This window comes from Lentzea sp. HUAS12 (genome assembly GCF_024125735.1).
GTDB lineage: Bacteria > Actinomycetota > Actinomycetes > Mycobacteriales > Pseudonocardiaceae > Lentzea > Lentzea albida.
On record NZ_CP099738.1, the window covers coordinates 3,396,515 to 3,409,355 of the forward strand.

The following is a 12,841-nucleotide window of genomic DNA, read 5'->3' on the forward strand; positions in this document are numbered from 1 at the left end:
CGGCACTGATCGAGTTTTCGCCGAAGGGTTTAGGTAAGGTTGACCAAAGGCGTACGTTGCTGCCATGACGCGCTACTCCGCCTTCGAGCAGTTCGTCATGAACGTCACCGCGGTCACCGAACTGGGCGAGCACATGCGCCGCATCACCTTCCACGCGCCGGAGTTCGCCTCCTGCACCGCGACGGGCCCGGACGACCGCATCAACGTCCGCACGTCGCTGCGCGAGATGCCCGAGGACACGAGGCCGGCCCTCCGCTGGTACACGGTCCGCGCACACCGCCCGCACGCGGCCGAGATCGACGTCGACTTCGTCGTGCACGGCGACGCGGGCCCCGGCACCCGCTGGGCCCGCCGCGCCATCGCGGGCGACACGGCGGGTTTCCGCGCCGGCGGCTCGGCCTACCGCCCACCGGCCGAAGGCTCGGTGCTGCTCGTGGCCGACGAGACCGCCCTCCCCGCGCTGGCCGCGATCCTCGAGGTGGAGACGCGCCCCCTGCACGTGTTCGCCGAGGTGCCGGACGAGTCCTACCGGCTCGACCTCGACGTGGAGTGGGTGTACCGCGGCGATGCCGAGCCGGGATCCGCCGTGCTGAAGGTCATCCGGGGGAAGGCGCTGTCCACTGTGGACTACGCGTGGGCGTGTGGTGAGTCGGCGCTCGCGACCGGGGTGCGCCGGCACCTGACGAAGGACCGCGGGGTGGACCGGAAGGCGATCATGTTCAGCGGGTACTGGAAGGCCGGTTCGGCCCGCGAGTGACGCACCGCGACCGGGTTGTTAATTTCCCGGTTCGGCAAAGTTTTGGCGAAGTCACTAGACGTGAACGCCGTTCATGTACCACCTTCTGCCTCGCAAGGCCTTCCGCTCCCCTGCACACCGGAGGCTGAAGTTGAGGAAGAAGCTCCTGTCCGCGCTCGCCGGCGCCCTGCTGATCACCGTGCTCGTGCCCGGCGTCGCGCTCGCCGATCCGCCCAGGGCCATCCCCGCGAACTACGAGGAGGCCGACGGCAAGTGGCAGCCGGCCTTCGACTACGACGGCGACGGCTGCTACCCCACCCCGGCGATCTCGCCGACCGGTGACATCGCGCCCGGCCTGAAGAACTCGGGCGCGCTGAACGGCAACTGCCACGACCAGTCCGACCTGGACAACACCAACTCCTACAGCCGCTCCAAGTGCAACAACGGCTGGTGCGCCTACCTGTACGACCTGTACTTCGAGAAGGACCAGGCGGTGCCGCTGATCGACTGCTGCGGCCACCGCCACGACATCGAGCACGTGGTCGTCTGGGTGCAGAACGACGTGGCCCAGTACGTCTCGACGTCGGAGCACGGCAAGTACAAGACCCACCCGCGCGCCAACGTGCAGTGGGAGGCAACCCACCCGAAGATCATCTACCACAAGGACGGCGCCAGCACGCACTGCTTCCGGCTGGCGGGCAACGGCGAGCAGGCCGAGAACCACTACGGGGTCTACCAGTACCCGGACCTGGTCAGCTGGAACCGCTTCCCGGCCGGGGTGCGGGACAAGCTCGTGAACGCGAACTTCGGCAGCGCGTCCCTGGCGATCAAGGACAGCGCGTTCAACTACAACCTGAGCAGCGCGAAGCCCGCCGGGATCCCGTTCGACCCGAACGCCTGATCACTTCGCGACACGGTCGAGCCACTCGGCCAGGAGGACCCGTTCCGCGTGCGACAGCATCTGGGGCGGGTCCTCTTCCAGTGCCGCCTTCAACGCGATCGCGCGGGTCGGGACGTCGGTCGGCTCGTCCGGTGAGGCGTCCTTCGTGATCGCCCTGATCACGTTCTCGCGCGTGAACGTGATCAGGTCCAGGTCGCGGTCCTGCTCCGGCGTCGCGATCAGCGCCAACACCACGCCCAGGCCGGTCGCGTGCACGAACTGCGCCGCCTGCTCGACCGGGACCGTCAGACGGCCCGCCGACGCGATGCGGCCGATGATCTCGCGGAGCATCGCGTCCGCCTCCAGCCGCGCCTCGCGCTTGCGCGGCTCGCCGTACATCAGCAGGTAGAACGCGGGTCGCGCCAGGCCGAAGCCGATGTGCAGGTCCCAGCCCCGGCGGAGGTCGTCCACGGGGTCGCCGGTGGCCCCCATCGCCTGCTTCGAGGCGAGGTAGCCCGCGAACCCGTGCGCCGCCACGGCGTCGAGCAGCCCGTCCTTGTCCCCGAACAACCGGTACAGCGTGGGCGCCTGCACCCCTGCGGCCGTCGCGACCGCGCGCGTGGAGACCGCTTCCTTGCCGCCCTCGACGAGCAGGTCGGCCGCAGCCTTCACCAGCCGCTCCCTCGTGTCCATGTAACGACGATAACACATCACCGGTAGCGCTGATTCGATATCAGTGATACGTTAATTGAGGTTTCAACGGAAACAGCAGCTAGGAGCTTTGTCATGACTCGCGTTGCGATCGTCACCGGGGGATCGAGGGGTATCGGTCGGGCTGCCGCCGAGCGTCTCGCCGCCGACGGAATGGCCGTCGTGATCGTGTACGCCGGCAACAGGACCGCGGCCGACGAGGCCGTCGAGAAGATCAGGTCGAACGGTGGCCAGGCGGTCGCCGCCCAGGCCGACGTCGGTGACGAGAAGGCCGTGACCGCCGCGTTCGCGCTGGCCGCGGAGACGTTCGGCGGTGTCGACGTCGTCGTGAACTCCGCCGGCATCATGCCGCTCGGCACCGTCGCGGACATGGACCTCGACACGTTCGACAAGATCATGCGCACCAACGCCCGCGGCACGTTCGTCGTGAACCAGCAGGCCGCGCGGACCCTGCGCGACGGCGGCGCCATCGTCAACGTCTCGTCGTCCGTGGTGGGCCTGCGCTTCCCGCAGTACGGCGCCTACGCGATGTCGAAGGGCGGCGTCGAGGCGCTGACGCTGGTCCTGGCCCGCGAGCTGCGCGGCCGCGACATCACCGTGAACACCGTCGCCCCCGGCCCCACGGCCACCGAGCTGTTCCTCGACGGCAAGGACCAGGCGACCATCGACACCCTCGCGAAGCAGCCGCCCCTGGAGCGCCTCGGTTCCACGGACGACATCGCCGAGGTCATCTCGTTCCTGGCCGGTCCCGCCCGGTGGATCAACGGCCAGACCATTCGTGCGAACGGAGGCATCATCTGATGGGCCAGGTCATCGTCGTCACGGGCGCGTCGAGCGGTTTCGGCGCACTGACCGTCCGCAGGCTGGCCCTCGCCGGCCACACGGCCTACGCGGGCATGCGGGAAACGTTGGGGCGCAACGCCTCCGCCGTCGCGGAGCTGGAGTCGTTCGGCGCCGAGAACGAGGCCGACGTGCACGCCGTCGAGCTCGACGTGCAGTCCCAGGAGTCCGCGGACGCCGCCATCGCGTCGATCATCGCCGCGCAGGGGCGCCTGGACGTGGTCGTGCACAACGCGGGCCACATGGTCACCGGCCCCGCCGAGGCGTTCACGCCGGAGCAGTACGCGGCTCTCTACGACGTCAACGTCCTGGGCACCCAGCGCGTGAACCGCGCCGCCCTGCCGCACCTGCGCGGGCAGCGCTCCGGCCACGTCGTGTGGGTCGGCTCCAGCTCGACGCGCGGCGGCACTCCCCCATACCTCGCGCCGTACTTCGCGGCCAAGGCGGCGATGGACGCCCTCGCGGTCTCCTACCGCGCCGAACTGCTGCGGTTCGGCATCGAGACCACGATCGTCGTGCCGGGCGCGTTCACCCACGGCACCAACCACTTCGCGCACAGCGGCACCCCCGCCGACACGGCCCGCGCCGCGGAGTACGAGGAGCTCTACCCCGGCCTGATGGACCAGGTCGGCGAACGGCTGGCCGACCTGGAGCCGTCGTGGGCGGACGTCGGTGCCGTGGCGGACGCGATCGTGGACGTCGTGGGTGCGGCCAAGCCGCCGTTCCGCGTGCACGTCGACCCGTCGTCCGACGGCGCCGAGGTCGTCAACGCGGTGGCGGACCGGGTGCGCGGCGAGTTCCTGCGCCGGGTGGAGCTGGCCGACCTGATCTAGCGTCCGGCCAGGAGCGCGGACGCGGTGAGGAACCGGTACCCGCGCTCCTTGAGGCCGGTGATGATCGGCTTGAGCGCCTGGCGGGTCTCGGTCCGGCCCGCGTACATGGGGTGGAGCAGGATGATCGAGCCCGGCGTGGTCTCGGCCAGGGTCCGCTGGGCGATCTCCTGGGCGGTGGGCGTGCCCTCGGAGTCCGGTTCGACGTCCCACATCACGGTGGTGCGGTTGTGCTGCTGCAGGTAACGCGGCAGGGCGAAGAGCTTCTTGCCGTTGGGCGGGCGGAAGTGGATGTCACCGGTGTAGCCCGTGCGGCGGATCTGGGCGTCGGTGTCCTCGACCTCCTTGGCCACTGTGCCGGGCAGCACGCCGATCATGCGCGGGTGGTTGTAGGTGTGGTTGCCGATCTCGTGCCCGGCCTCGGCGATCTGCCTGCCGAGGTCCGGGTGCTTCTCGAGGTCGCGGCCCATGAGGAAGAAGGTGGCCGGAACCTGCTCGGCACTCAGCAGGTCCAGGACCTGCCGGGTGCCGGCCGGGTCGGGGCCGTCGTCGAAGGTGAGTGCGACCAGCTTCTCGTCGGTCTCGACGCGGTCGACCAGGTCACCGAAGAACTGGAAGGTACGGGCACTGGCGACGTTCCAGAGGGAGACCGCGACGGTCAGCGTCAGCGTGAGGCCCACCGCCGTGATGATCGTCGGCTTGCGGCGCAACCACTTCATGCGTCCATCATGGCCACGGCGGATTTTCCGGTGCGCAGCACCCCGTCGTCCAGCGGCACGCAGCGGACGCCACCCCTGCCCCGCAATCCCTTGAAGGCGCCAGGCCCGATCACCTGGTCCATCCACGCGCACGGGTGCGCCGGCCGGTGGACCTCGAACCGCACCGGCCCGTCGCCGCTGTCCAGGCTGAACACGGTCCCCCGCGGCAGCGCGTCCACGTCGAACCCGCGCACCACGACGTTGCGGCGTGCCAGCAACGGGTCCGCGGACCACTCCCGCAGCGACTCGGCCGAGATGAAGGTGACCGCCGCGTTGCGGTGCGCGGGGTGGTTGAAGTAGCGGTCGCCGACGATGCCGAGCCCGGCGCGGACGACGACGTGGTCACGCGAAACAGGTCCGGGATCGGGACGAGGGCCGTCCGACGGACGGCCCTCGAAGGCGTGCACGGGTGAGACGTGCAGCGCGACGATCTCGATCAACGCTCGCCGAGCTGCCACTCCGGCCGCACGTAGTGGCACGTGTAGCCGTTGGGGTAGCGCTCCAGGTAGTCCTGGTGCTCCGGCTCGGCCAGCCAGAAGTCCGACTCCTGCGTGACCTCGGTGACGACCTTGCCCGGCCACTTGCCCGAGGCGTCGACCGCGGCGATCGTCTCCTCCGCGACCTTCTTCTGCACGTCGTCGGTGTAGAAGATCGCCGAGCGGTAGCTGGCGCCGATGTCGTTGCCCTGGCGGTTGCGGGTCGACGGGTCGTGGATCTGGAAGAAGAACTCGAGGATCTGCCGGTAGCTGAGCTTCTCCGGGTCGAACGTGATCTCGATGGCCTCGGCGTGGTTGCCGTGGCGGCGGTACGTGGCGTTCGGCGTGCTCGGGTCGCCGGTGTACCCGACGCGGGTGGAGACGACGCCGGGGTGGCGGCGGAACAGGTCCTGCATGCCCCAGAAACAGCCGCCCGCGAGAACTGCCTTCTCCGTCACTGTGACGCTCCTCTTCTCGGTGTTCACTCAGGAGAACGCTCGGTCTCGCCCGAATCATCCCCGTCGGGATGTGACGGAACCCTTACGGACCGGGCCTCGATGACTTCGCCCAGGTAGCGGATGACGACCGCCACGGCCGCGGCGACCGGCACGGAGAAGAACGCCCCCGCGATGCCGTAGAGCGAGGTGCCGGCGGTGACGACGAGCAGGACGACCGCCGCGTGCAGGCGCAGGCTGCGCGACTGCAGGATGGGCTGCAGCACGTTGCCCTCGACCTGCTGCACGACGATGACGATCGCGAGCATGATGATGGCCGTGGTCAGGCCGTTGCTGACCAGGGCGACCAGCACGGCCAGCGCACCGGCGATGAACGCGCCGACGATCGGGACGAACCCGCCGAGGAACGTGAGCGCGGCCAGCGGGACCGCGAGCGGGACGCCCAGGATGATCAGCCCGAGCCCGATGAACACCGCGTCGATCAGCGACACGATCGCCTGGCTGCGGATGAAGCTGCCGAGCGTGACCCAGATCCGCTCCAGCACCGTCGTGACGTGGGCGCCGGCCCGCTCGCCGATCACGCCGCGCACCCACGGCGTGAAGCGCATGCCGTCCTTGACGAAGAAGAACGCCAGCAGCAACGCCACCACGCCGGTGACCAGCCCGGACGTCACCGCGCCCGCCCCGGTCAGCAGCCCGCCCGCGATCGACCCGATGCTGGACTTGAGCTGCTCGACGCCCTGCGAGATGAGCCGGTCGAGGTCGCTGCCGCGCAGGTTGAACGGCGGGCCCGACGCCCAGTCCTGCAGCTGCGTGATCGCCTTCTGCGCGCTCTGGGCGATCTCGGGCACACCGGACGCGATCGACGACGAGATCGCCGCGATGACACCGCCCAGCACACCGAGCCCGACGAGCAGCACGATCGTGGCCGACAGCGCCGCGTTCAGGCCCTTCGACATCATCCACCGCGCCGGCGGCCACAGCACCGTCGTGATCAGCAGACCCAGCAGCACGGGCATCACGACCACCCACAGCTTGCCGACCAGCCAGAACACCATCCAGAAGCCCAGCGCGGCCAGCGCCGCCCGCAGACTCCACCGCGCGAGCCAGCTCACGCCGTGCCCGATGGCCTCACCCTTGTCCGCCCACCTGCGATCCCGTTCCACGCCCACAGTCTGTCGTTACCCCGGCCTGAGGGGTGGCAGACATGCCGTTTCGTTAGCCGCGGCCCCAGAACGCGTCCTCCTCCGCCGGGTCGGCCGTGAACAGCCACACCTCGACGACCCTGCCGTCCACCACGCGCATCAGGTCGACGCCCACGCCGTCCATCCCGGCCCCGGACCGCTTGCCGGTCCAGTGCACCGGCGCCGCCACGACCTCGCCGTTCACCATCAACGGGGCGTTGCGCCGCAACGAGAAGGTGCCCTCGGACACGGCCATCATCCCGCCGATCATCGCCCCGACGGCGTCGCTGCCGCGGTGCACGCCCGAGAACTGGTTCTCTCCCGGCTGGTGCCACACCACGTCGTCGGCGAAGTAGGTGGCGACGGTCGCGAAGTCGCTGGCTTCCAGCGCCTCGAAGTAGGCGGTGGCGACGGCGAGCGGGGTGGTCATAGGTCTCTCCTTTTTGTTGCGGTTGACCTATGCTCACGAAAAGTAACCAATTACCTCAACGTAACCATTGGAGGGATGTACGCCATGTCACAGACCATGCCGGACTGGAGCGTGCTCGCGGCCACCTGTCCCTCCCGCACCAGCCTCGCGCGCATCGCGAACAAGTGGACGGCGATGGCGGTGTCGGTGCTGGGCGGCGGACGCACGCGGTTCGGTGACCTGAAAGCACGGCTCGACGGGATCAGCGGGAAGGTGCTGACCGAGACCCTCCGCGACCTCGAGCGCGACGGGCTCGTCACGCGGCACGTGTTCGCCGAGGTGCCGCCGCGGGTCGAGTACGAGCTGACGGAGCTCGGGCTCACGTTGCACGAGCCGTTGCTCGCGCTGTGCCGGTGGGCGGAGGAGCACATCGCCGAGGTGCTCGTGAACCGCGAGAGCTACGACGCCCGTTAGCGCAGGCTCTCGGCGAGCGACGACGAGCTGCGCGAGGTGTTCAGGCTGGCGTGAGCACGCCGTCGACGTCCGGCACCAGCGAGCCCCGGACGAGCCTCCGCACGACGGGCAGCCCGGAGAGCCGGAACACCAGGTCGCGCACGGAGATCCGCCACGCCGACGAGGGCGCCATCCAGCCGATGAACCGCCGCCCGAACTCCTGCGTGCGCTCCACGGCGGGCTTCATCCGCGCCTGGTAGCGCACGAAAGCGCCGTCGAAGCCCGAGGACAGTTCCTCCGCCAGCACGCAGGCGCCGGCCATCGCGAGCGACGCCCCGTGGCCGGCGAACAGCGAGACGGCCCCGCACGCGTCACCGACGAGCACGACCTTGCCGCGATGCCACACCGGCATGTCCACTTGGGACACCTCGTCGTAGTAGACGTCCTGCGGCACGACCGAGAGCAGGGACGGCGTGACCCAGCCGAGGTCGCCGAACCGCGTCCGCAGCGCCGCCGCCGGATCGGCGGGTACCTCCGCCGACGGTGCCCGGCACAGCATCAGCGCGGCCGTCGCGCCGTCCCGCACGGCGTAGCAGCCGATCATCCGGTGCGGCACCGTCAGCATCTGGTACCGGTACCCGATCCGCTCGCTCAGAGCGGCGTCCCGCACGGAGAACGCCGCCACGTGGTGGCCGAGGTACCGCACGAACGACGGCCCGAACACCAGCTCCCGCACCCGCGAGTGCACGCCGTCCGCGCCCACCACGAGGTCGAACTCGCCGGAAGTCCCGTCCGAGAACGTCACCAGTCCGTCGTCCACGGCCGAAACCGTTGTGCCATAACGGACAGGGGCGCGCACGTCGTCACGGATCACCGAGGCCAGGTCACCGCGCAGCAGGCTGATCACCCCGTCCGCGACCGCCTCGTACGCGGCCGTGGAGATCTCACTTCGCCGACGCCCGCGCGAGTCCACGCTCGTCACCGACGAGATCGGCGCCCGCCACCGCTCCAGCGCGGGCAGCAGGCCCATCCGCCGCGCCACCTCGTGACCCGGGCCGAAAAAGTCGATCATGTAGCCGCCCTCGCGGAACGACGGCGCCTTCTCCACGACGCGGACGTCCCAGCCGGCGCGCTCCAGCCACCAGGCGGTGGTGAGCCCGGCGATCCCCGCTCCGACGATCAGCGCTCTCTGTTGGGCGTTCGACTTGGGCATGTGCCCAATCTAGCACTACGGGTGCATCCGTCGACTGCTCCGCCCGCTCGTCCAGAACCACAGACCCGCCACCACCAGCGCCAGCACGCCCAGCCCGATCGCACCGTCGGGCAGGCCGTCGGACTGGGACTCGGACTGGGACTGGACCTGGGGCTGGGAGTACTGCGCCGGCGGCACCGACGCGGACGGCGCCACGGAGGAAGGCTGCGCGACCAGGGCCAGCGGGATCGCCTCGGTGTCGCCGAAGTCGACCATCCCGGTGGCCTCCAGCACCGTCATGTGGTCGAGCACGGTGTCCATGCAGACCTTGGCGTAGTCGCGGATCGCCGTGTTGCGCGTGCCCGTGCGCACGGAGGCGAGGAACTTGTAGACGACGCCGTGCGCCGCGCGGAGCCGGTTCGCGAACACGCGGTCGAACTCGGCACTGCGCGCGGGCGCGGCCTGCATCTCGTCCAGCCAGCCCTGCTGCGACTCGTTGGGCCGCGTGGGCAGCTGCACGCCGAACGTCCGCGCGAGCTCGGCGGTGCGCCTGTCCAGGTCGGCGTGCCCGTCGATCAGGTGCCGGCCCGCCTCCCGCACCTTCGGGTCGGCCGACTTCTCGAGCCCCATCCGCCCGGCGGGCCCCTCCCACAGCCCCGCGAGCGCCACCTTCTGCAGGAGGTCACGTCCCGCCGGACCCATCGGCCCGAACTGCGTCTGCACGTAGTCGGGTCCCAGGTCCGGCTGCGCGAACGCGGGTTGCGCTCCGGCCACCAACGCGAGCATCGCCACGAGGAGTATCCGCATGCCGGGAGGTACGGACGAGCGACGACCCGCTGACCGTTGCACAGTGCAATGTTTATCGTTTCGTTACCGCCGGCGGGCCCCTGTACAACTACGGGAGTGAGCGATGTCGACGACCTGACCGACGCGGTCCTCACCGCGTCCCGCCTGCTGGTAGCCGTGTCGGCGCGGTCGCTCGCCGCCGTCGAGGAGACGCTCACGCTGCCGCAGCTCCGCATGGTCGTGCTGCTCGACAGCCGCGGGCCGATGAGCCTCACCGCGCTCGCCGACCTCCTGGAGGTCAACCCGTCCACGGCGAAGCGCATGATCGACCGCCTGATCACGTCCGGCATGGTCGACCGCGCGCCGAATCCCGTCACGAGGCGCGAGGTCGTGGTCGTGGCGAGCGCCGAGGGCAGCCGGGTGGTCACCGAGGTGATGACCCGGCGCCGCGCCGAGATCGGCAGGATCGTCGCGCGCATGCCGGAGCACCTGCGGCACGGCCTGGTCGAGGCGCTGACCGCGTTCGCCGAGGCCGGGGGCGAACCCCGCTGGTCAGCCCGTGACGAGACGCCGGAACGGGCCCGCGACCGCGCGGGGGTCGACTGACGGGTCCAGCGCGCGGTGCAGCACCAGCCCGTCGAGGGCGGCGCTCAGCAGCAACGCCACCGCGTCGGCGTCCTGGACGCCCGATGCCCGCAGCCAGTCGGCGACCCGCGCCCGGAAGTCCGTGACCAGCGCCGAGAGGCCTTCCCGCAGCTCCGGCAGCCGGTGCGCGGCGAGGAAGGCCTCGGTCAGCAGCAACGACTCCGGATCCGTGCCGGTGAAGCGGGACAGGTCCGCGAAGACCCGCTCGACGCCCTCCGCCGGCGGCGTCTCCCGCAGCGCGTCCGCCGACTCGGCCAGGATCCGGGTCGCGTGCTGCAGCGCGGCCGTCGCCAGCAGCTCGGACACCGACGAGAAGTGGTAGTGCACGAGGGCCGCGTTGACGCCCGCCCGTTCCGCGACCAGCCGCGTGGTCACGGCGCCCCAGCCGACCTCGCCCACGAGCGCGGCGGCGGCGTCGATTAGTTGTTCACGGGTGCGGCGGCCGCGGTCGGCTGAGTTGGGCACCCGCTCAACCTAGCTCGCGGCCCTCGTCGAGCACCTCGGGCGGTCAGCGGGCGCCCAGCGCGTCCACGATCTTCGTGGTCACCGCCGACGAACTGCGGACGGTGCCCTTCTCCAGGCCGCCCTTCTCCGGCGGGAGGTCTTCGGCGACGGTCGCCCGGCTGCCGATGTAGTCGCCGTTGTCCGGGTCGACGATGATCTCGGTGAAGTCGTCGAAGTGCTTCAGGCCGAGCGCGACGCCTTCCTTGCCGTCGAGGTTGGCCCTCTTGTCGGTGACGACCAGGCCGGGCAGCAGCGCGAGCGCGCGGAAGATCCTCGCCCGCACCTCGGCCGGGTACTGCCCCGAGTTCAACGCGGCACCCGCCTGCACCAGCGCGCCCGCGTCCCCGGCCTGCCCCGCCTCCCGCAGCCTGGCCAGCACCGCGGCCGGGTCCTTCGGCAGCGCCGCGACGAACTCCGGTGTCGGGTTGTGGAACGAGCCGTTGGTGCAGCGGTCCGGCTGCCCCTCGGCGTAGTAGGAGTACTTGCCGCACTTGCCGCGGAACTCCTGGCCGTCCTTGAACGACGTGCCGGCGTCGGGCCGCCCCTGCCCCTCGTGGCCCTCCAGCCACCTCACCGAGTTGATCTGGTTGCGGAACATCCACTCGTCGCGCCGGTCGGCGGGAACCCACTCCTCCTGGGTCAGGTCGGTGGCACTGGCCTTGCCGCCGTCGCCCTCCACGGTGATGCCCTCGTACCGGCTGCGCACGTAGCGGAACTGGCCGGGCGCGAGCGGGCGTTCGACGACGCGGGCGGCCAGGTCGGCGGCCCTGACGAGCTGCTCGGCGGCGGTCGCGGAGGTGCCGCCGAAGTCGGCGGTCGAGGCGGCGAGGGCCGCTCCCGTCAGGACGGTGACGGCGGCCGCGGCGGCGAGCCAGCGGGTGCGACGGGGCTTGCGCTCCGCCGGTCGCGCGGTGCGGTCCTCCAGCGCGGCGGCCAGGGCTGCCCTGCCGGCGGCCACGTCGAACTCGACGCGCTCGTCACCGGCGCGCGACAGCGCGGCGTCGAGCACGCGGTCGAGGGTCTCGGACTGGGACTCAGGCATGGCTGTCCTCCTTGAAGTCGTGGTCGGTCGCCGCGAGGCGGGTGCGCAGCCGTGCCCGGCCGCGGTGCAACCGGGTGCGCACGGTGGCCACCGGGACGTCGAGCGCCACGGCGATCTCGGCGGGTGTGAAGTCGGCCCACGCGTGCAGCAGCAGGACCTCGCGTTCCTCGACGCGCAGTTCGGCGAGCCAGGCGGTGAGCGGCCCGGCGAGCGTGCCGGCGTCCGCCGCGGCGCTGGCCCGGTCACCGATGTCGGCCTCGTCGGTGCGGGCCGCGTGTTCCTTGCTCCACGCCCGCAGCTTGCGCTCCTCGGCGCGGACGTGGCCGCGCAACAGGTTCGTCGCCACGCCGTAGAGCCAGGCGCGGACGGCGTCGGCGTCGTAGGCCTGGCCCGCCCGCTGGTCCCAGAGCACGAGGAACGCCTCGGAGACCACGTCCTGCGCGGTGTCGGCACCGACCCGCCGAGCCACGTAGCGGTGCAGCCGCTCGGCCGTCGATTCGTAGAGGTCGAGCAACGCGGCCTCGTCCAGCACGGCCGGCGCCTCCTCTGGTGTCAGCGCCACGGGCGCCTCTCGGGTTCGCACGGACCTACCTGGTCGCAGCCCCCAGGAGCGTTCCCGGCGTGTGCTCACGGCCACATCGTGGGTCAGCCGGTCAGATCTCGCGCGGGAACGGGTGGCGGGCGGCGAACATGCACGTCAGCAACCGCACCGCTTCGGTCGCGTAGCCGCGTCCTTTGTGGCCGGTGCCGATCGCGATCCCGTGGGAGAACCGGCCCGCGCGGTGGTCGGTCTCGCTGGTCGTCATCATGCTTGCGACCGCGTTGTCCGCCAGTGACCCGACGGCGGGGAACACCCTCTCGTCCTGCCCCTTCAACGCCGTCCTCTGCGCCCATTCCCGTTGCGCGGCAGCGGATCGCGGAGGGTGGACAGTCCTCCGGT

At 70.8% G+C, this 12,841-nt stretch carries 17 protein-coding genes and 1 pseudogene; 6 read left to right on the plus strand and 12 right to left on the minus strand.

The features are described from left to right. Positions 1 to 64: 64 nt before the first annotated feature. Together ND450_RS14815 and ND450_RS14820 are read left to right on the plus strand one after the other, a co-directional pair. Entirely contained in the window at positions 65 to 757 is a 693-nt protein-coding gene (locus tag ND450_RS14815; protein WP_253326706.1) for a siderophore-interacting protein, read from the plus strand. A gap of 130 nt (positions 758 to 887) precedes the next feature. Then, on the plus strand, positions 888 to 1,637 hold the full coding sequence (locus ND450_RS14820; protein WP_253326707.1) for an NPP1 family protein: 750 nt from the start codon (positions 888 to 890) through the stop codon (positions 1,635 to 1,637). Here the strand turns inward: ND450_RS14820 and ND450_RS14825 are convergent, their stop codons facing one another. After that, the gene (locus ND450_RS14825; protein WP_253326708.1) at positions 1,638 to 2,309 is read right to left on the minus strand and encodes a TetR/AcrR family transcriptional regulator; all 672 of its coding nucleotides are present in this window, start codon (positions 2,307 to 2,309) and stop codon (positions 1,638 to 1,640) included. Positions 2,310 to 2,402: 93 nt separating this feature from the next. Between ND450_RS14825 and ND450_RS14830 the strand changes: the two genes are divergently transcribed. Continuing rightward, a complete protein-coding gene (locus tag ND450_RS14830; protein WP_253326709.1) occupies positions 2,403 to 3,128 on the plus strand; it encodes an SDR family oxidoreductase in 726 nt (241 codons plus the stop codon). Then, complete coding sequence (locus ND450_RS14835; RefSeq protein ID WP_253326710.1) at positions 3,128 to 4,000, plus strand: SDR family NAD(P)-dependent oxidoreductase; 873 nt, start codon at positions 3,128 to 3,130, stop codon at positions 3,998 to 4,000. Before ND450_RS14830 ends, ND450_RS14835 begins: the two co-directional genes overlap by 1 nt. Here ND450_RS14835 and ND450_RS14840 read toward each other — a convergent pair. The 5 genes from ND450_RS14840 to ND450_RS14860 are packed head-to-tail and all read right to left on the minus strand — an operon-like array spanning position 3,997 to position 7,300. Then, positions 3,997 to 4,716, minus strand: coding sequence for a polysaccharide deacetylase family protein (locus ND450_RS14840; RefSeq protein WP_253326711.1), 720 nt, complete (start codon positions 4,714 to 4,716; stop codon positions 3,997 to 3,999). The genes ND450_RS14835 and ND450_RS14840 overlap by 4 nt on opposite strands. Next, positions 4,713 to 5,213: an MOSC domain-containing protein gene (locus tag ND450_RS14845; RefSeq protein ID WP_253326712.1), complete on the minus strand. Its 501-nt coding sequence runs from the start codon at positions 5,211 to 5,213 to the stop codon at positions 4,713 to 4,715. The genes ND450_RS14840 and ND450_RS14845 overlap by 4 nt, the downstream gene beginning before the upstream one ends. Then, positions 5,192 to 5,689 (minus strand): peptide-methionine (S)-S-oxide reductase MsrA, encoded by a 498-nt coding sequence (gene msrA / locus ND450_RS14850; RefSeq protein ID WP_089912529.1) that lies wholly within the window; start codon positions 5,687 to 5,689, stop codon positions 5,192 to 5,194. Before msrA ends, ND450_RS14845 begins: the two co-directional genes overlap by 22 nt. 23 nt (positions 5,690 to 5,712) lie before the next feature. Continuing rightward, the gene (locus ND450_RS14855; protein WP_253326713.1) at positions 5,713 to 6,852 is read right to left on the minus strand and encodes an AI-2E family transporter; all 1,140 of its coding nucleotides are present in this window, start codon (positions 6,850 to 6,852) and stop codon (positions 5,713 to 5,715) included. Between the two features lie 52 nt (positions 6,853 to 6,904). Next, positions 6,905 to 7,300, minus strand: coding sequence for a nuclear transport factor 2 family protein (locus tag ND450_RS14860; protein WP_253326714.1), 396 nt, complete (start codon positions 7,298 to 7,300; stop codon positions 6,905 to 6,907). Positions 7,301 to 7,384: 84 nt separating this feature from the next. Between ND450_RS14860 and ND450_RS14865 the strand changes: the two genes are divergently transcribed. After that, positions 7,385 to 7,753 carry a helix-turn-helix domain-containing protein gene (locus tag ND450_RS14865; protein WP_253326715.1) on the plus strand — a complete coding sequence of 123 codons (369 nt, stop codon included), beginning with the start codon at positions 7,385 to 7,387 and terminating at the stop codon, positions 7,751 to 7,753. Between the two features lie 40 nt (positions 7,754 to 7,793). On the opposite strand, the gene ND450_RS14870 is transcribed toward ND450_RS14865, so the two are convergent. Next, positions 7,794 to 8,945 carry an FAD-dependent oxidoreductase gene (locus ND450_RS14870; RefSeq protein WP_253326716.1) on the minus strand — a complete coding sequence of 384 codons (1,152 nt, stop codon included), beginning with the start codon at positions 8,943 to 8,945 and terminating at the stop codon, positions 7,794 to 7,796. 15 nt (positions 8,946 to 8,960) lie between these two features. Further along, on the minus strand, positions 8,961 to 9,731 hold the full coding sequence (locus ND450_RS14875) for a DUF4142 domain-containing protein (protein WP_253326717.1): 771 nt from the start codon (positions 9,729 to 9,731) through the stop codon (positions 8,961 to 8,963). Between the two features lie 96 nt (positions 9,732 to 9,827). Here ND450_RS14875 and ND450_RS14880 point away from each other — a divergent pair, with 96 nt between their 5' ends. After that, on the plus strand, positions 9,828 to 10,316 hold the full coding sequence (locus ND450_RS14880) for a MarR family winged helix-turn-helix transcriptional regulator (RefSeq protein WP_253326718.1): 489 nt from the start codon (positions 9,828 to 9,830) through the stop codon (positions 10,314 to 10,316). On the opposite strand, the gene ND450_RS14885 is transcribed toward ND450_RS14880, so the two are convergent. The 4 genes and pseudogenes from ND450_RS14885 to ND450_RS14900 form a co-directional block, all read right to left on the minus strand. Next, complete coding sequence (locus ND450_RS14885) at positions 10,263 to 10,820, minus strand: TetR/AcrR family transcriptional regulator (RefSeq protein ID WP_253326719.1); 558 nt, start codon at positions 10,818 to 10,820, stop codon at positions 10,263 to 10,265. The two genes, ND450_RS14880 and ND450_RS14885, sit on opposite strands and share 54 nt — an antisense overlap. Positions 10,821 to 10,863: 43 nt before the next feature. Continuing rightward, complete coding sequence (locus ND450_RS14890) at positions 10,864 to 11,901, minus strand: CU044_5270 family protein (RefSeq protein ID WP_253326720.1); 1,038 nt, start codon at positions 11,899 to 11,901, stop codon at positions 10,864 to 10,866. Then, a complete protein-coding gene (locus tag ND450_RS14895; protein ID WP_177229606.1) occupies positions 11,894 to 12,484 on the minus strand; it encodes an RNA polymerase sigma factor in 591 nt (196 codons plus the stop codon). Before ND450_RS14895 ends, ND450_RS14890 begins: the two co-directional genes overlap by 8 nt. Positions 12,485 to 12,554: 70 nt before the next feature. After that, positions 12,555 to 12,818 (minus strand): annotated as a pseudogene (locus ND450_RS14900) (GNAT family N-acetyltransferase); the annotation flags it as partial. Positions 12,819 to 12,841 lie beyond the last annotated feature (23 nt).